General features: G+C 34.8%; 17 protein-coding genes. 10 read left to right on the top strand and 7 right to left on the bottom strand.

From position 1 onward, the window contains the following. Positions 1-91: 91 nt before the first annotated feature. Positions 92-754: a TrmH family RNA methyltransferase gene (locus tag ACNC7R_RS05760; RefSeq protein ID WP_417939995.1), complete on the bottom strand. Its 663-nt coding sequence runs from the start codon at positions 752-754 to the stop codon at positions 92-94. Positions 755-902: 148 nt separating this feature from the next. On the opposite strand from ACNC7R_RS05760, the gene ACNC7R_RS05755 reads away from it, so the two are divergent. The 5 genes from ACNC7R_RS05755 to ACNC7R_RS05735 all read left to right on the top strand — a co-directional run bounded on the left by ACNC7R_RS05755 (position 903) and on the right by ACNC7R_RS05735 (position 7,528). Next, the gene (locus ACNC7R_RS05755) at positions 903-2,213 is read left to right on the top strand and encodes a BNR repeat-containing protein (protein WP_417939994.1); all 1,311 of its coding nucleotides are present in this window, start codon (positions 903-905) and stop codon (positions 2,211-2,213) included. Positions 2,214-2,228: 15 nt separating this feature from the next. Then, a complete protein-coding gene (locus ACNC7R_RS05750; protein ID WP_417939993.1) occupies positions 2,229-2,930 on the top strand; it encodes an SIR2 family NAD-dependent protein deacylase in 702 nt (233 codons plus the stop codon). Continuing rightward, the gene (locus ACNC7R_RS05745; RefSeq protein WP_417939992.1) at positions 2,927-3,619 is read left to right on the top strand and encodes a sterol desaturase family protein; all 693 of its coding nucleotides are present in this window, start codon (positions 2,927-2,929) and stop codon (positions 3,617-3,619) included. Before ACNC7R_RS05750 ends, ACNC7R_RS05745 begins: the two co-directional genes overlap by 4 nt. Positions 3,620-3,697: 78 nt before the next feature. Next, entirely contained in the window at positions 3,698-5,044 is a 1,347-nt protein-coding gene (gene purB, locus ACNC7R_RS05740) for an adenylosuccinate lyase (RefSeq protein WP_417939991.1), read from the top strand. Positions 5,045-5,281: 237 nt separating this feature from the next. Further along, positions 5,282-7,528, top strand: coding sequence for a cation:proton antiporter (locus tag ACNC7R_RS05735; RefSeq protein WP_417939990.1), 2,247 nt, complete (start codon positions 5,282-5,284; stop codon positions 7,526-7,528). 124 nt (positions 7,529-7,652) lie between these two features. On the opposite strand, the gene ACNC7R_RS05730 is transcribed toward ACNC7R_RS05735, so the two are convergent. Beyond that, the gene (locus ACNC7R_RS05730) at positions 7,653-8,291 is read right to left on the bottom strand and encodes a peroxiredoxin (RefSeq protein WP_417939989.1); all 639 of its coding nucleotides are present in this window, start codon (positions 8,289-8,291) and stop codon (positions 7,653-7,655) included. A gap of 111 nt (positions 8,292-8,402) precedes the next feature. Then, the gene (locus ACNC7R_RS05725; RefSeq protein ID WP_417939988.1) at positions 8,403-9,314 is read right to left on the bottom strand and encodes an AEC family transporter; all 912 of its coding nucleotides are present in this window, start codon (positions 9,312-9,314) and stop codon (positions 8,403-8,405) included. Positions 9,315-9,418: 104 nt separating this feature from the next. Here ACNC7R_RS05725 and ACNC7R_RS05720 point away from each other — a divergent pair, with 104 nt between their 5' ends. From ACNC7R_RS05720 to meaB, 5 genes are all read left to right on the top strand, one after another. Further along, entirely contained in the window at positions 9,419-9,985 is a 567-nt protein-coding gene (locus ACNC7R_RS05720) for a Crp/Fnr family transcriptional regulator (RefSeq protein WP_417939987.1), read from the top strand. A 60-nt stretch (positions 9,986-10,045) separates the two neighbouring features. Further along, the gene (locus ACNC7R_RS05715; RefSeq protein ID WP_417939986.1) at positions 10,046-10,534 is read left to right on the top strand and encodes a hypothetical protein; all 489 of its coding nucleotides are present in this window, start codon (positions 10,046-10,048) and stop codon (positions 10,532-10,534) included. 125 nt (positions 10,535-10,659) lie between these two features. Further along, positions 10,660-11,067 carry an RrF2 family transcriptional regulator gene (locus ACNC7R_RS05710; protein WP_417939985.1) on the top strand — a complete coding sequence of 136 codons (408 nt, stop codon included), beginning with the start codon at positions 10,660-10,662 and terminating at the stop codon, positions 11,065-11,067. Positions 11,068-11,124: 57 nt separating this feature from the next. Further along, positions 11,125-11,766 (top strand): NAD(P)-dependent oxidoreductase, encoded by a 642-nt coding sequence (locus tag ACNC7R_RS05705; protein WP_417939984.1) that lies wholly within the window; start codon positions 11,125-11,127, stop codon positions 11,764-11,766. A gap of 143 nt (positions 11,767-11,909) precedes the next feature. Then, positions 11,910-12,998: a methylmalonyl Co-A mutase-associated GTPase MeaB gene (gene meaB, locus ACNC7R_RS05700; RefSeq protein ID WP_417939983.1), complete on the top strand. Its 1,089-nt coding sequence runs from the start codon at positions 11,910-11,912 to the stop codon at positions 12,996-12,998. A 19-nt stretch (positions 12,999-13,017) separates the two neighbouring features. Here meaB and ACNC7R_RS05695 read toward each other — a convergent pair whose 3' ends face one another. The 4 genes from ACNC7R_RS05695 to ACNC7R_RS05680 form a co-directional block, all read right to left on the bottom strand. Continuing rightward, on the bottom strand, positions 13,018-13,242 hold the full coding sequence (locus ACNC7R_RS05695) for a hypothetical protein (protein WP_417939982.1): 225 nt from the start codon (positions 13,240-13,242) through the stop codon (positions 13,018-13,020). A gap of 142 nt (positions 13,243-13,384) precedes the next feature. Then, positions 13,385-14,176 carry a hypothetical protein gene (locus ACNC7R_RS05690; protein ID WP_417939981.1) on the bottom strand — a complete coding sequence of 264 codons (792 nt, stop codon included), beginning with the start codon at positions 14,174-14,176 and terminating at the stop codon, positions 13,385-13,387. 236 nt (positions 14,177-14,412) lie between these two features. Further along, complete coding sequence (locus ACNC7R_RS05685; RefSeq protein WP_417939980.1) at positions 14,413-16,353, bottom strand: LTA synthase family protein; 1,941 nt, start codon at positions 16,351-16,353, stop codon at positions 14,413-14,415. Between the two features lie 45 nt (positions 16,354-16,398). After that, entirely contained in the window at positions 16,399-16,626 is a 228-nt protein-coding gene (locus ACNC7R_RS05680; RefSeq protein ID WP_026727980.1) for a hypothetical protein, read from the bottom strand. Between the last annotated feature and the right edge of the window lie 11 nt (positions 16,627-16,637).

Below are 16,637 nucleotides of genomic sequence, written 5' to 3'. Positions count from 1 at the left end.
TTTATTCCTGCAAGGTCTTTTTTGACCTTGTAGGTATTTAAACCAACAACATAGCAAACCTAAAAGGTTTTAAAAACCTTGCAAGAATCATTTATCGGGGATTCTCCTCGTAATAACGTGCTTCAATCCGTTTAATATCTTTTATAGAATTTTTCGCCCAATCCAGACGTTTCACTAAAATTTCTTCATCAGACAACTGCCATTTTATATCTGATCTTCGAAGCCTGTTGGTAAGATTCTGAATTATAATGGCTGCAGAAACGGAAATATTCAGACTTTCGGTAAAACCAACCATTGGTATTTTCAAAAAACCATCTGCATTGTCCATGATATCTTTAGATAATCCTTCTTTTTCTGTTCCAAAAAATAATGCACTTGGTTTTGAAATGTCAAAATCTTCCAACATGCAGTCTTGTTCGTGAGGCGTTGTTGCAATAATTTGGTAACCCTTGCTTTTTAAATCCGAAAGACATCCTGAAACCGAATCAAATCGATTAATATCTACCCACTTCTGAGCTCCAAGGGCGATTTCTTTATCAATTCGTTTCCCAAAACGCTGTTCGATAACATTTAGTTCCTGAATTCCAAAAACCTCACAGCTTCTCATTACAGCACTCGTATTATGCATTTGGTACACATCTTCTACTGCAACCGTAAAATGTTTGGTGCGGTTTTCCAGAACATGCAGAAATCGTTCCTTGCGGTTGTCAGTTAGTATATTTTCAAGAAAAGCTAGGTAATCTAAATCAATCATTTTGGTTTTATTTGGCGCAAAAATAGTAATATTTTATCATATCGGGTAAAACCCAAAGCTTGCCTATCCAAAACTGGTATGCTTTGCTACATACTATACTTAAAATCGGTTATTTTTACGAACTACTAACGACCTCAAAAAAAACTTAATGAACAAGGATCTTTACAAAAGCCTTTTATGTGCTTTATGTCTCATATCTTTTTCCTGTGTAACAAAACCTGCAAAAGAAATTCCCGTTGGCTATGGCTGGAGCAATAATTCAGTTAATACAGTTAAATTTCGAAAAAATGCTGTAACTACTTTTAAAAATTTTCAGTTTACAGCTTATTATGATGATACTGGTACAGTAGTTTTAGGCAAAAGAAAACTAAACACCAACATTTGGGAAATCGTAAAAACACCTTATTCCGGTAATTCAAAAGATGCCCATAACAGTATTAGCATTGCTGTAGACGGAAATGGTTTTTTGCATGTAAGCTGGGATCATCATGATACCAAACTCCGTTATGCAAAAAGCAAATCGCCTTTAAGTTTAGATTTAGGTAATGAAGAATCTATGACCGGAATTGCTGAACAAAAAGTAACGTATCCTGAATTTTATAATTTACCAAACGGAAATTTAGTATTCTTCTATCGCTCCGGTTCTTCGGGAAGGGGAAATCTGATTATCAATTCCTATGATGTAAAAGACAAAAAATGGTCGCAAATTCAAAGCAACTTATTAAATGGCGAAGATAAAAGAAGTGCTTACTGGCAGGCAAAAGTAGATAAAAAGGGCTCCATCCATCTTTCGTGGGTCTGGAGAGAAAGCTGGGATGTTTCGACTAATCACGATATTTGTTATGCATGCTCTTTTGATGGCGGTTTGACCTGGGAAAAATCAAATGGAGAAAAATATAATTTACCCATAACTGTAACATCTGCAGAAATTGCCTGGGAAATTCCGGAAAAGTCCAGTTTAATCAACCAGACTTCGATAACGGCTGATAAAAACGGAAATCCATATATTGCGAATTATTGGAGTGAAAACAATATTCCGCAGTTTCAGATTGTGTATTTAGAAAATGGTATCTGGAAAAAATCGAATACAGGTTTCAGGCAGACTTCTTTTTCTCTGGGAGGCGGTGGAACCAAAAAAATCCCGATTTCAAGACCCGATGTATTAATTAAAGAAGAAGGAAAAAATCGTTATTTATACCTGCTTTTTAGAGACAGCGAAAGAGAAAACAAAGTCTCAATAGCTTACAAGAATTTAAGTAAAAACAGCAATTGGAAAATAACCGATTTAACCTCAGCCTCAATAGGCGAATGGGAACCTAATTATGATATTTCACTTTGGGAAAAGCAAAAAAAACTTCATATCTTTCTTCAAAATGTACATCAGGTTGACGGCGAAGGTCTCGCAAAATCAGAACCGACAATGGTCCGGATATTAGAAATGAATCAACTACCAAAATAATTGCAATACAACAAAATGAAAAAGAAATTAGTGGTACTAACCGGAGCCGGAATAAGTGCCGAAAGCGGTATTAAAACATTTCGTGACAGCGACGGATTATGGGAAGGTCACAACGTAATGGAAGTAGCAACTCCAGAAGGCTGGCATAAAAATCAGGAACTGGTTTTGGATTTTTACAATAAAAGACGCCAACAGCTTAAAGAAGTCGAACCAAATTTAGGACACAAAATTTTAGCCGAATTAGAAAAAGATTTTGATGTTTACATCATCACTCAAAATGTTGATGATCTACATGAAAGAGCCGGAAGTTCCAAAGTTTTACATTTGCATGGAGAATTACTAAAAGTCAGAAGCACCAAAAATCGGGAATTGATTTTAGACTGGACTGACGATTTAGTAACCGGAGATCTGGATGAAAACGGATACCAATTGCGTCCGCACATTGTCTGGTTTGGCGAAGATGTTCCGGCACTTGAAGAAGCCATTGCCATAACAGAGACCGCTGATTATTTTGCCGTAATCGGAACATCTCTTCAGGTATATCCTGCAGCAGGTTTAATCAGTTATACCTATAGTATTACGCCAGTTTTCTACATTGATCCTAAGCCAATTGCAATTACGCATATTCGAAATAAAGTTGAAACGATTGCAAAATTTGCTTCAGAAGGCGTAGCTGATCTAAGAGATAAACTATTGAATTTAGAAAACAAAAAATGATTTTTGAAAGCTGGCTGCAGCAATTAGCAGAATTAAACCTCGTTTATCTCGTTGGTTTCTTCCTGATAGAAAACTTAGTTTTAATCTATATCTCAGTGTTAATCGGACGAATAATTGAACCTGAGAATACCTTTTTAAAAAAGTCTGATCGTAAATGGGTATTCTCAACTCTCATTTGTAATACATTTATAACAGTATTGGGTTTCGAATTGTATCAATTGGGAATCCTGAAAATAGATTTTTCACCATCGCTTGTTACTTTATTATTGCACATCTTATTGCTGATTATTTTAATGGACTTTTTAATGTTCTGCTTTCATTTTCTAGCGCATCGCTTAACATGGTTCAACCCTATACACAGGCTTCATCACACGCATATTGACACCAGTGTTTACAGCCTTTATGTCCTTCATCCAATTGAAACTTTAGGCTTTGGTTTTATTTGGCTGTTTTTAATTACGATTATAAAATTTAACTTTTTAAGTATTATTATTTACCTCGTTTTAAACTTGTCGTACGGCATATTTGGTCATTTAAAGACCGATGTTTTCCCGGATTTTTGGTATAGAAATCCTTTTACAAAATGGATTTCAACTACAAAATTCCATAACGATCATCATAAAAATGAATCCCGTAATTATGGTTTTTATTTTACTATTTGGGATAAAATTTTCAAAACCATATTTTAAAGCCATAATATAGCTTCAGTAATTTTCAGAAGTTTTAACAATACCTTATATTTGCACCTTTCGAAAAACAACATAACAATGACTACTCTAAACGAATTGAATGCTATATCGCCAATTGACGGAAGATATAGAAATAAAACCCAAAATTTAGCCCCTTTCTTTTCTGAAGAAGCTTTAATAAAATATCGTGTACTAGTTGAAATTGAATACTTTATTGCTTTATGCGAAGTTCCGTTGCCACAACTAAAAGACGTTGATCCAAATTTATTTGACAGTTTACGAAACATCTATAAAAATTTCTCTACTAAAGATGCGCTTTGGATTAAAGAAACAGAGAAAGTAACCAACCACGACGTAAAAGCAGTGGAATACTTTATCAAAGATGCTTTTGAAAAATTAGGGCTATCACAACATAAAGAGTTCATTCACTTCGGATTGACATCTCAGGATATCAACAATACTGCCATTCCGCTTTCTACAAAAGAAGCTTTCGAACAGGTTTATATGCCAACCTTAGTTTCTTTAATTGCAAAATTGAAAGAATTAAGTGTTGAATGGAAGGATATCCCAATGCTTGCGCGTACACACGGGCAGCCAGCCTCTCCAACTCGCCTAGGAAAAGAAATATTAGTTTTCGTAGAACGTTTAGAAGAGCAGATGCGTTTGTTATTCAACATTCCGTTTGCTGCTAAATTTGGCGGAGCAACAGGAAATTTCAATGCACATCATGTAGCATACCCACAAATTGACTGGAAACAATTTGGAACTAAATTTGTCGAAACCTGTTTAGGTTTGCAGCATTCTTTCCCAACCACTCAAATTGAGCACTATGATCATTTTGCTGCATTTTTTGATGGTTTAAAAAGAATCAACAATATCATTATCGATTTAGACCGTGATATCTGGACATATGTTTCAATGGATTATTTCAAGCAAAAAATCAAAGCCGGAGAAATTGGATCATCAGCAATGCCACATAAAGTAAACCCAATTGACTTTGAAAATTCAGAAGGAAACTTAGGAATTGCCAATGCTATTTTTGAACATCTGGCTGCTAAACTGCCAATCTCCAGATTACAGCGTGATTTGACTGACAGTACCGTTTTAAGAAATGTCGGGGTTCCGATAGGACATACTGTAATTGCTTTTGAAGCTACTTTGAAAGGTTTAAACAAATTACTTTTAAACGAAAGTAAATTTGCTGAAGATTTAGAAAAAAACTGGGCAGTTGTAGCAGAAGCTATTCAGACTATTTTACGTCGTGAGGCCTATCCAAATCCTTATGAAGCATTGAAAGGCTTAACCAGAACCAATGAAGCGATCGATAAAAATGCTATTCATAATTTTATTGCCACTTTAGAAGTTTCTGATTCCGTAAGAACCGAATTGATGGCGATAACCCCTAGCAATTACACAGGAATTTAAAGAAAACCTAAAATATTTTCTCAAAAAAAGCTATCTTTATCCGGATAGCTTTTTTTATTTAAACCCGAGTATTAGCCCAGATTGAAATGGAAAGCCTTTTGTGAAAAAAGCCATATTTTTTTTGCAGGTACAGAGCGACCAGCGGAAGCTCCTGGCCCGGCACCAAAAAATAGGCATTTTGAACAAAAGCTTGAAATGGAAAGCTGGATTTGCTCCTGAAAAAAATACCTCCTTTATATGCTTGCCTTAAACGCCGCTGCTGAAACTACACACCATTTACAACCTTTAATCAGTGATCTGGGATTAATCCTGATGACTGCCGGAATTGCTGTACTTATTTTTAAAAAAATGAAACAGCCTCTTGTTTTGGGATACCTGATTGCTGGGTTTTTAGCCGGAAACCATTTTGATTTTTTCCCTTCAATAACAGATATAAAAAGTGTTGAAGTCTGGGCAGAAATCGGAGTTATATTTTTACTCTTTAGTCTTGGACTTGAATTCAGTTTTAAAAAACTAATGAAGGTTGGAGGGACTTCATCTGTCACTGCCATAACTCAGATTATGTCCATGACATTTATAGGTTATTGTGTAGGACAATGGATGGGCTGGGGGAAAATGGATAGTATTTTTCTTGGGGCTACGCTTTCAATTTCATCTACAACAATTATCATCAGGGCATTTGATGAATTGGGAGTTAAAGGGAAAAAGTTCGTTGGGATTGTTTTCGGTGCCCTTATTGTTGAAGATATTGTTGCTATTTTGATGCTTGTTTTGTTATCTACGATTGCAGTAAGTAATGAAGTTTCAGGAGGTGCTTTGCTACAATCTGTTTTAAAATTGGTATTCTTTTTAATTATATGGTTTTTGGGCGGAATCTTCATTATTCCGACCATCCTCAAAAAGGCTAAACATCTTTTGACAGATGAAATGCTGCTTATCATTTCATTAGCCATGTGTTTAATGATGGTGATTTTTGCGGCAAATGTTGGTTTCTCTCCTGCACTAGGGGCTTTTATAATGGGTTCCATTATTGCCGAAACTACTCAGGCAGAAAAAATTGAGCACTTGATTAAGCCCGTAAAAGACTTATTTGGAGCCGTTTTCTTTGTATCTGTAGGAATGTTAATCAACCCTGAAACATTAGTTGACTTTGCACTTCCGGTTTTAATTATCACACTGGTAACCATTTTTGGAAAAGCATTAAGTTCTTCATTTGGAGCATTATTATCCGGTCAGCCTTTGAAACAATCGGTACAAACCGGGATGAGTCTGGCACAGATTGGAGAATTTTCTTTTATCATTGCGACACTTGGTATGACACTTAAAGTTACAAGCGATTTCCTCTACCCCATAATTGTAGCCGTTTCTGCTATTACAACTTTTACCACGCCTTTTCTAATAAAACATTCAGAATCATTTGCTCATGCTATAGAACAAGAAATGCCAAAAAAATGGGTCAAAAACATTAATCGTTACAGTGTAAATGCTCAGGCAATTAAATCGGTCAGTACGTGGCAGATTGTATTGCGGTCTTCTATAACACAAATCATTCTTCATACCATCATCATTATGGCAATCATTTTAATGTCAGCCAAATTTGTGGCACCTCTGGTAGCTGATACACGTTTCGGAAATACATTAGCAGCCTTTTTAACTCTTGTCGCAATTGCACCTTTTTTATGGGCACTCTCCCTGCGTCGTGTCAAAGTTGAAGAAGTTGAAAGATTATGGGAAGAACGTAAATACCGAGGGGCACTTTTAATGCTAATCTTAATCCGAATGAGTATTGGATTATTTTTTGTTGGATTTTTATTAAATATATTCTTTTCGCCAACAGTTGCTTTTGTTGCTTTGATTATTGCCATTGCTGCTTACCAGATATTTCCGAAAAAATTAAATGAGCAATATCATAAAATCGAAAATCACTTTTTAAAGAATCTGAATGACCGCGAAAATAAAAAGATAGACAGAAGATATGCCAATTTAATGCCCTGGGACGGTCACATGTCTATTTTTGATATTGGAAAAGAATCAAACCTTGCCGGAAAAACATTAGAAGAACTTCATATCCGAGAACAAATGGGAATCAATATTGCCTATATAAGACGCGGTGAAATCACAATTGCAATTCCAACTAAAACCGAACGTTTATTTCCTGGCGATGAAATTTGTGTAATTGGTACTGATGCGCAAATTACTGAGTTTAATAAATATCTTACCCAGAATGAAATTGAGGCTCCTAAAAACATAGAAGAATCTGAAATTGTACTGCGTCAAATGGAAGTTTCCAATGAAGACTTCACAGAAAAAAGCATTGGCCAGTTTAGAGGTAAAACCGGCGGAATGGTAGTGGGAATTGAGAGAAACGGAAACCGAATCCTAAACCCTGATTCCAGTTTAATTTTACAGCTAAATGATATTTTATGGGTCGTTGGAGATAAGAAAAAAATGGCTGATTTGTTGAAAAAGCCAGTGAGAAACTGATTACAGATCCTTGAGATTTTCTCCCTAAAATATTCGATCAATAAATTAAGGTGCTACTTTTCCAAAAACATAAAAAGTCTTAGAAACTTAGCACCTTCGTATTTTGGGAGCTTAATAAAAATAATTATTTATTAGGCTGTGGCGTCAAACGCAAATAGGGTTTGATTGGTGTGTAGCCTTTTGGGAATTTTGCCGGAATATCACTATCAGGAATTGCCGGAGCGATTACTACATCCTGCCCGTCTTTCCAGTTTGCCGGCGTAGCTACGCTATAATTTGCTGTTAACTGTAAACTGTCTATAACACGCAGCAACTCATCAAAATTTCTTCCCGTAGAAGCAGGATACGTTAAAGTCAGTTTAATTTTTTTATCAGGTCCAATTACAAAAACAGAACGTACTGTAAATTTATCACTTGCATTTGGGTGCAGCATATCATACAAATTCGCTACTTTTTTATCTTCGTCTGCAATGATTGGAAAATTAACCTCAGTATTTTGAGTTTCATTGATGTCTTTAATCCACTCCTTGTGTGATTCTAAACCATCAACACTCAAAGCAATAACTTTAGTATTTCTTTTGGTAAATTCCGGAACATAATTCGCTACAGTTCCTAATTCAGTGGTACAAACCGGAGTAAAATCCGCTGGATGCGAAAATAAAACACCCCAAGAGTCTCCTAACCATTCATGAAAATTAATTGTTCCCTGTGTTGTTTCGGCCTGGAAATCGGGTGCTATATCGCCTAATCGTAATGTTGACATAATTATATTTTTTTTTAGTTTCTCTAAAATTAACTAAAAAATGCATTCGAAAAACATTCAAAATTTAAAAATTAGTTAAAATTCTATTTTCCCTATATAATTAAATAGTGACTATATAAAAGTCAGGATAAAGTACCAAATAGCAAGGGTTAAAAACGAAATCGGAATTCCGAAACCAACCATCATACTGCTTAATTTTGGCTTTAAGCCATAAGTAGAAGCTAAAATTGCGCCCGTAATCATGGGAGCCATAGCGGTTTCCATGATCGTAATTTTCGCAGGCTCTGAATGCTGGTTGAAAATAAAGACATATAAGACCAAAATGACAGAAGGTACTAAAACAAGCTTGAAGAAAAGTCCAAGCCGCAAAAATTTCCAATGCTGGCTTTTTCTGTCAAAATTGAGTTGCAATCCGACTGACAATAAAGCCAGAGGTGTTACAAAACTTCCCGCTTTCAATAATATGGATTGAATATTCGAATCTAAATCGTAGTCATAAACATTCATCAAACAAGCCAGAACAAACATAATGAACGGAGGGAATAAGAGTATCTTCCTGATGATGTTCAAAGCGTCCGGGCTTCCTTTAGAATAAAAAGCAGCCACAAATACTCCTAATGTTGAAACGACCACAAATGTTCCGGGCTGATCTACCAGTACTGCCGTTTCTAAACCTTTTTTTCCAAATAAAGCTTCAATTATAGGATAACCTAAAAATGACGAATTGCTTAATCCCGCAGTTAGAATCAGACAGCCTATTAGTTTATGGGACCATTTTAATTTCTTTCCTAAAAAATGAAAAAACACAAATGCCAGAATAAAAGTAATCCAGCCAGCTCCTATCGGGAACAACAATTCGTTGCTCCATTTAATTTTCGGAATATGATATAGAGTGATGGCAGGAAGACATAAATAAATGACAATTTTATTTAAAACCTTGTAAATATTAGACGGAAATCCTTTGACTCTTTGCAAAATCAATCCTAAAAATAAAAAGATAAATATTATAATAAAGTTGTTCATATCAATAGCTGATTACAAAAGTAGGGATTTATTAACTGTTCAGATAAACAAATCACAGACACCTTTAAGTTTTTTGTTACTTTTATATATAATTCTAAAAAGTAATGCAGCAAATAAGAGACAATTTCGAGCGAATGGCAAAACTTTCTGATCAGGACTGGAATACTTTTTCATCAAAGCTCGTCAGTCAGCAATTTCCAAAGAAATCAACTATACTTAAAACTGGTCAAGTTGAGAATTATCTTTCTTTTGTAGAAAAAGGAATCGTTAGATTTTATGTCCCCTCAGAAAACAAAGACCTCACATTTACTTTTGGATTTGATAGCGAATTTGTAAGTGGCTATGATTCTTTCATTACCAGATTACCCGCAAACTACACCATTGAAGCTCTTGCAGACACAATACTTTGGCGCATCTCTTACAATGATCTACAAGAAATTTATGCGGTGACCGAAATGGGTAATACAATCGGCAGATTTGCTAGTGAGGGATTATTTCTAAAAAAATCGAAGCGAGAACTGTCATTACTGAACGAGTCAGCAGAACAACGATATCGTAATTTATTCACAGAACAACCGCAGTTAATTCAAAAAATACCTCAAAAATACCTTGCCTCCTATATTGGGATTACTCCACAAGCTTTAAGCAGAATACGAAAGCGAATTTATTAACCCAGGTTCATTGTTTTAGGTTTGATTAGTGTGCAACTTTGCATGATAAATCAAAAAGATATGGAAACCTTACTTGTGTTATTTGGAGCTTTTACCCTTACATTACTTATTATTTGGCTTACAACCAAACGCCTTGATCTTAAATTTTCAGCCAGAGTGGCTATGGCAATCATGCTAGTATTTACAGCTATAAGTCATTTTGTTTTTACAAAAGGAATGACAATGATGATTCCTTTTCTACCCTTGCCAACTGTAATTGTGATTCTTACAGGAATCATAGAGTTAATCGCAGCCATTGGACTACTGCTCCCCAACACCAAAGTCCTTACCGGAAAACTGCTTATTTTATTTTTCATTTTACTGTTCCCTGCTAATATTTATGCCGCAATTCACCATATTAACCTGCAAACTGCAGACTATACAGGCAAAGACATATCGTATTTATGGGTTAGAATACCTATGCAACTTCTTTTTATTGCCTGGGTATATTTTTCGACTATAAATCAATCAACAATCAAAATAAGCCATCAGGAAAATACACATCATTAAAATCAACGATGTGCAATTTCCTTTAGTTTCACGTTTATAGTTTTTACTGTCGTAAATTAATTTTTAGTTAAAATTAGTTTTTGTACTATAAAATGGTTTAAATTTGTAACATAATTTATTACAGTATGCTTTCAGGCAAATTTGCAATATCGGTTCACATCTTAACTTTGCTCACTAAATTCCCAAATGATTATTTGTCATCGGAATTTATTGCTGGTAGTATGAACCTGAACCCAGTTTTGGTTCGAAAAGAAATAGCAAACCTAAAAGCACATCATATTGTAGAAAGTAAGGAAGGTAAAAATGGAGGTACAAAATTATCCAAAGCTGCTTCGAATATTAGTTTAAAAGAAATATTTGAAATGACTTTTGAGAATATTGGTTTAGGTTATGCCAAAAACCAGCCCAATCCGGATTGTCCGGTTGGAAAAAAAATCAATGAAAACCTTGATGCCTTATACGCCGAAATGAATCAAAAAGTCTGTGAACAACTGGAAGGTATTTCACTAGAAGATTTTTCGACACAATTTTAAAACCTTTTTTTAAACAAAACTGTAACATTTTTTATTACTAAATAAATTTATATATCTATGAAAATTGCACTTATTGGAGCCACAGGCTTCGTTGGAACAGCTATCTTAAATGAATTAGCAGACAGAAAACATGAAGTTACTGCCATCTCAAGAACACCTAAAGACACTACAAATGCAACCTGGATTGCTGCTGATGTTTATGATGCTGACTCATTGGCAGAAACTTTAAAAGGTCATGATGTCGTAGTGAATGCCTTTAATCCGGGTTGGACAAATCCAAACATTTATGATGATTCGATTAGAGGATCAAAAGCAATTCAGGATGCGGTTAAAAAATCTGGCGTAAAACGATTTATTACAATTGGAGGTGCCGGAAGTTTATATGTTGCTCCAGGATTACAGCTTATTGATACACCTGATTTTCCTAAAGAAATTTATGATGGTGCCAATGCTGCCAGACATTATTTAGAAACGATTAAAGAAGAAAAAGAATTAGACTGGGCCTTTTTTAGCCCTGCAATTGAAATGCATGCAGGAACTAAAACCGGAAGAACAGGAAAATACCGTTTAGGTCTGGAAAATCCTGTTTTTAATGATGAACAAAGAAGTATTTTATCTGTAGAAGATTTAGCCGTTGTGATTGCTGATGAAATCGAAACGCCAAAACACCATCAGGTTAGATTTACTGCAGCATATTAATGAAACACAGATTTCACAAATTAGCATAAATTCAAAAGTGAGATAAAGAATTCGTGTTTTAACAAAAAACAGTTTCCTAGGCAGTTTTCTGCTTTTGAAACTGTTTTTGTTTTCAGTACTTTTACCATTCTAAAAAATGTGTTTTGTCAAGTTCAAACAAGCAGGCCGGCAGTTTAAACGAAAAGGCTGGAATTTCATCTTCCGAAATCACCAATGCTTCTGCTATCAGCCAAATTAAAAACAAACGCAGGCAACAGCCATCCGCTGAAGAACTCATTTCAGGAATCCTTTCCGGTAACCGTACCGCTTTAAGTCGTGCCATAACCTTAATTGAAAGTACAAATTCGGAGCATACTGAAAAAGCAAACGAAGTTATTAAAGGATGTTTACCTAAAGCGAATAAATCGATTAGAATAGGAATTACGGGAGTTCCGGGTGTTGGAAAAAGCACTTTTATTGAAGCTTTTGGAACTTTCCTGACCCAATTAGGAAAAAAAGTTGCTGTTTTAGCAGTTGATCCCAGCAGTTCTCTTTCTCACGGCAGTATTTTAGGCGATAAAACCCGAATGGAAGAATTAGTAAAAAGCGAAAATGCTTTTATTCGTCCGAGTGCTTCTGGAGAAAATTTAGGTGGTGTTGCCCGCAAAACAAGGGAAACTATTATTTTATGCGAAGCAGCAGGTTTTGATACTATTATTATCGAAACTGTTGGAGTTGGTCAAAGCGAAACTGCCGTTCACAGTATGGTAGATTTTTTCTTATTATTGAAAATATCAGGCGCAGGCGATGAACTTCAAGGCATTAAACGAGGCATAATGGAAATGGCAGATGCCATCGTAATCAATAAAGCAGATGGCGATAATATAAAGAAAGCCAATCAGGCAAAGGTTGAATTTAATCGTGCGCTACATTTATTCCCTCCAAAAAAATCTACATGGCAGCCAAAAGTTACAACTTGCAGTTCCGTCACCAAAGAAGGAATTTCAGAAGTTTGGAAGATAATTTTGAAATATTTGGATATAACCCATGAAAATGGATTTTTTCAGGAAAAAAGAAACGAACAAAACCAATTCTGGATGATCGAAACCATTAACGAACAGTTGAAACAAAATTTCTACAATCAGCCTGAAATTATTTCATTATTAGAACAAAATAAAAAAGCGGTGCAAAATAATGAAATATCACCTTTTGCAGCCGCTCAGTTATTATTAGAAAAGTATTTTAAAGCATAATTTATTAAAGTGGAAAAAGTTAACGAATATTGCTTATTGAGTTTTTAGCTGTTTCATGTCTGGTTTTCAAACGTCTTTTATCAAATGCAAGACCAGCTTGTGTTTGTAATGTAGTTTTCAACTCCGAATCCGAATTAGATTTAACTGATTTTTCTTTTACATTTTTACTATCCTGAGCTTTTACGTTTGTTAAGCAGCATAATACAAATGCTCCTGTAAAAATTGCTGTTTTAAAATTTTTCATGTAGATTAAGTTTTAATATTTGATATAGATAAACAAAGTTTGTTTTTTGTTACCTCCTGCTGGAAGAAAAATATTTATTTTAAAACTAAAAAGCTGCAAAAGATAAATACTGCCTTTGACAAGCCCACGCTATTAAGAGTTTTTAACGAATATTACCAACTGAATTTTTAGCGGTATCGTGTTTGGTTTTCAAAACACCTTTTTCTATTGTAAAAGCCATTCTGACTTGAGTTTTTAAAGTATCTTTCAATCCTGAAGTTGCTTTTTCAACGACAATAAAACTTAATTCATATTCGCCATCTGTCAGGTCAAACGCTGCTTCATTTTGGTTGTCCTGAATTTTTAAAACCTTATTTTCAGAATCAGGTGTTGCTGTTTTTCCGGTACGAGCATAAGAAGCTGCTGCCGCTCCTCCTCCAGCTCCAGCTAAATTGCCAACACTGGAAACCGCAGCCGAAACAATAGAACCGCCCGGCATGGCCCCTCCCAATAACGAAACTCCCTGAGATACAACGCTACCTGCTGTATGTAAACCCTGATTGACTTTTTCGCCAAAAGTCGCGGCTTCAGTTTCGCTCAGTTCGGTTATACTCTTATTTGCTGTATTGACTTTGTAGCCTTCACTTGAAGAAAATAAAACGATACATCCTCCTTCTACTAAGGTTACATTAATTTTACCTGAATTTACTTTTTCACCAAAAGTTGCTCCCTGAGTTTGTTTGGCAACTGTTACATTCATCGAAATCCTGTTTGGCATTCCGTTGTTTATAGCATTTATACTGCTTTTTTGTGCAGATCCGTCTAAAATATTTTCTGAAACAGAACCGGATTTAATCGCTTTTTCCTTAACAACTTTACCTTCCTGTGCTTTTACATTTGCGAAACAACATATTATAAATACGGCTGTAAAAGTGATTGTTTTAAGATTTTTCATATCGATTTAGTTTTAATCATTTATAAACAGATAAACAAAACTCATTTTTTGTTACCTCATTTTACTTGAAGGGCAAAAGAACCATAAGAAACTAAAAATCAAAACATTAAATTTACAACAATTTCATATAAATTGTGATTTTGTTATTGTTTAAAATTCAGGCAATAAAACAAAAAAAGCTGCTAAAGAAGAAATTCATCTTTAGCAGCTTTTCATCATCAAAATGAGTTGCAAAATTATTTTTTTACCTCTCTCAGCTTATATTTATTTTCCTTATACAAATTCCCCGCAGTGATCACATGAGCCAAAGCATCTTTTGCTAATTCTTCATTTAATTTAACGGGAACTAAAGTTGTATCGTTTTTAATTTCGAATTGCAGCGGTTTCAAATTTGGCTGCATGATCACGACCTGATTTTCAACTCTAAACGCATTGATATCATTAAACTGCATAATCGATCTTCCCTGCACTTTTGGATCTAATTTATTTAAATTACGACCAACCATCGGCGTTTCAAACGGAATTCCTAAATAGCCTAATAATGTGGGTGGAATATCAATCTGACTTGCCAATTTACTATACGAAACTCCCTTTGGAACTCCAGGACCCAAGATCAAAGCCGGAATGTGAAATTTATTAATCGGCACTAAATTTTTTCCGTATGTTCTGGTATTATGATCGGCAATTACAATGAAAATGGTGTTTTTAAAATACGGTTCTTTCTTAGCCATTTCGAAGAATTTACCAATAGAAAAATCAGCATATTTCATCGCATTATTAACTGTTGCGGGCTTCTTGTCATACGGTTTGATTCTTCCTGCCGGATATTCAAATGGTTCATGATTTGAGGTAGAAAACATTAAAGAAAAGAAAGGTTTATCTTCTTTTGATTTAAAATAATTATTTGCCTTGGTCACCAAATCTTCATCAGAATAGCCCCAGGTTCCTTTGAAAACATATTTATTCCCATCTGATTCAAAATCTGTCTGATCTACAATATCCTGAAAACCATTTCCGTTAAAAAATGAGGCCATATTATCAAAATTGGCCATTCCGCCATAGATAAAACTAGTATCGTAACCTTTATGCTTTAAGGCATCCGCCAAAGTAAAAAAACCTTGTTGGGAGTTTCCTAATTTGACTACACTTTCTGATGGTGAAGGCAAAAATCCGGTTACAACCGCTTCTATTCCGCGAACACTTCTTGTTCCTGTGCAATATAAATTGGTGAACAGCAAACCTTCTTTTGACAATTTATCAAATTCAGGTGTTAATGGTTTCCCTCCGAGGATACCAACATATTCAGCCCCTAAACTTTCCTGAAGAAATATGACCAGATTATAGGGTTTCTTCAAAACAGAATCAGGCTGTTGTAGGTGTAGAAACGGAATCTCTGCATCAGTAAAATCATTTGGTCCCGCAATCATGTATTTCTTTACTCGCGCAATAGCTTCTGCCTCATCCATTTTGCCATACATCTTGGTATTTCCTTCGTTTTTAATCGAATAAGCAGCAAAAGCAACGGTGTAAAAAGAATTTAAGCCCAACGTATTAGTAAGCTGATCTGTAGAAAAAACAGCATTACTGGCATTAATAGGACGTTTTGAAATCAGACTTGAACGAGCCCCGAAAAACAACAAAAATGCCACCAAAGGAAAAACCATTAATTTGAACTTATAATCGGCGGCAGTTGTATGGAAAAATTGTTTCCCTTTTTTGAAAGCCAAATAAATAACTACTCCTAAAATCAGGAAAGTAACAGTAATAGAAGTCAGATAACTTTTTAAGAGCATTCCAACAACTTCCTTTGGATAAATCAGATAATCAAGGAAAATCTTATTCGGACGTGTATCATACTGTTTTACAAAATCCGGTGAAGCCAATTCTACAAAAAGAATTAGAAACAGAAATATAAAACTATACATTACCAAAAATGAATTGGTAAACTTCAGCCATTTGTTAGGCAAAAAGGTAATCAAAACCGCAGGCAGAAAAGATAAATAGCACAGTAAAATTAAATCCATTCGCAGACCGATTGGAAAAATATACCAGAAATTAGGTGTTTCGACAACCCTTTCCTTAAATATAAAAAATAAAAATATCCTGCTTAAAGTAGTGATTAGCAAACCGGTTAAAATAAAATTTAAAACCGGTTTTAAAAAACGTAGTTTTTTCATTGAAAAAAATTTAATCGTTCATAGTACAAACTCAATACGTAGAATCTACTCTTCGTAACGATTTATTTCACGGTCGTAAAAATCATTTGCTTTTTCAATTAAACTCTCCATTTCTGCATTTAATTCGGCCTCATCAAGGTCTTCGGCCTCTTCCAGAAATTCTACCTCATCATCTTTAAGATTGATGATAAATCTTGGATAATCAAGGTGTATGATAAAAATATCGTCGGGAAAATCAGTATTATCTCCAAGTAAAAATTTAGGTAATTCCATAATTATGTATT

This window comes from Flavobacterium adiutor (genome assembly GCF_048282555.1).
Lineage (GTDB): Bacteria > Bacteroidota > Bacteroidia > Flavobacteriales > Flavobacteriaceae > Flavobacterium.
Note: the sequence above shows the minus strand (reverse complement) of the source record. Positions and strands in the feature narration are given on the sequence as shown.

Excerpts from the sequence above, each read along its gene's own strand:
- ACNC7R_RS05760 (WP_417939995.1), bottom strand. The coding sequence starts at position 754 with ATGATTGATTTAGATTACCTAGCTTTTCTTGAAAATATACTAACTGAC.
- ACNC7R_RS05755 (WP_417939994.1), top strand. The coding sequence starts at position 903 with ATGAACAAGGATCTTTACAAAAGCCTTTTATGTGCTTTATGTCTCATA.
- ACNC7R_RS05750 (WP_417939993.1), top strand. The coding sequence starts at position 2,229 with ATGAAAAAGAAATTAGTGGTACTAACCGGAGCCGGAATAAGTGCCGAA.
- ACNC7R_RS05745 (WP_417939992.1), top strand. The coding sequence starts at position 2,927 with ATGATTTTTGAAAGCTGGCTGCAGCAATTAGCAGAATTAAACCTCGTT.
- purB (WP_417939991.1), top strand. The coding sequence starts at position 3,698 with ATGACTACTCTAAACGAATTGAATGCTATATCGCCAATTGACGGAAGA.
- ACNC7R_RS05735 (WP_417939990.1), top strand. The coding sequence starts at position 5,282 with ATGCTTGCCTTAAACGCCGCTGCTGAAACTACACACCATTTACAACCT.
- ACNC7R_RS05730 (WP_417939989.1), bottom strand. The coding sequence starts at position 8,291 with ATGTCAACATTACGATTAGGCGATATAGCACCCGATTTCCAGGCCGAA.
- ACNC7R_RS05725 (WP_417939988.1), bottom strand. The coding sequence starts at position 9,314 with ATGAACAACTTTATTATAATATTTATCTTTTTATTTTTAGGATTGATT.
- ACNC7R_RS05720 (WP_417939987.1), top strand. The coding sequence starts at position 9,419 with ATGCAGCAAATAAGAGACAATTTCGAGCGAATGGCAAAACTTTCTGAT.
- ACNC7R_RS05715 (WP_417939986.1), top strand. The coding sequence starts at position 10,046 with ATGGAAACCTTACTTGTGTTATTTGGAGCTTTTACCCTTACATTACTT.
- ACNC7R_RS05710 (WP_417939985.1), top strand. The coding sequence starts at position 10,660 with ATGCTTTCAGGCAAATTTGCAATATCGGTTCACATCTTAACTTTGCTC.
- ACNC7R_RS05705 (WP_417939984.1), top strand. The coding sequence starts at position 11,125 with ATGAAAATTGCACTTATTGGAGCCACAGGCTTCGTTGGAACAGCTATC.
- ACNC7R_RS05695 (WP_417939982.1), bottom strand. The coding sequence starts at position 13,242 with ATGAAAAATTTTAAAACAGCAATTTTTACAGGAGCATTTGTATTATGC.
- ACNC7R_RS05690 (WP_417939981.1), bottom strand. The coding sequence starts at position 14,176 with ATGAAAAATCTTAAAACAATCACTTTTACAGCCGTATTTATAATATGT.
- ACNC7R_RS05685 (WP_417939980.1), bottom strand. The coding sequence starts at position 16,353 with ATGAAAAAACTACGTTTTTTAAAACCGGTTTTAAATTTTATTTTAACC.
- ACNC7R_RS05680 (WP_026727980.1), bottom strand. The coding sequence starts at position 16,626 with ATGGAATTACCTAAATTTTTACTTGGAGATAATACTGATTTTCCCGAC.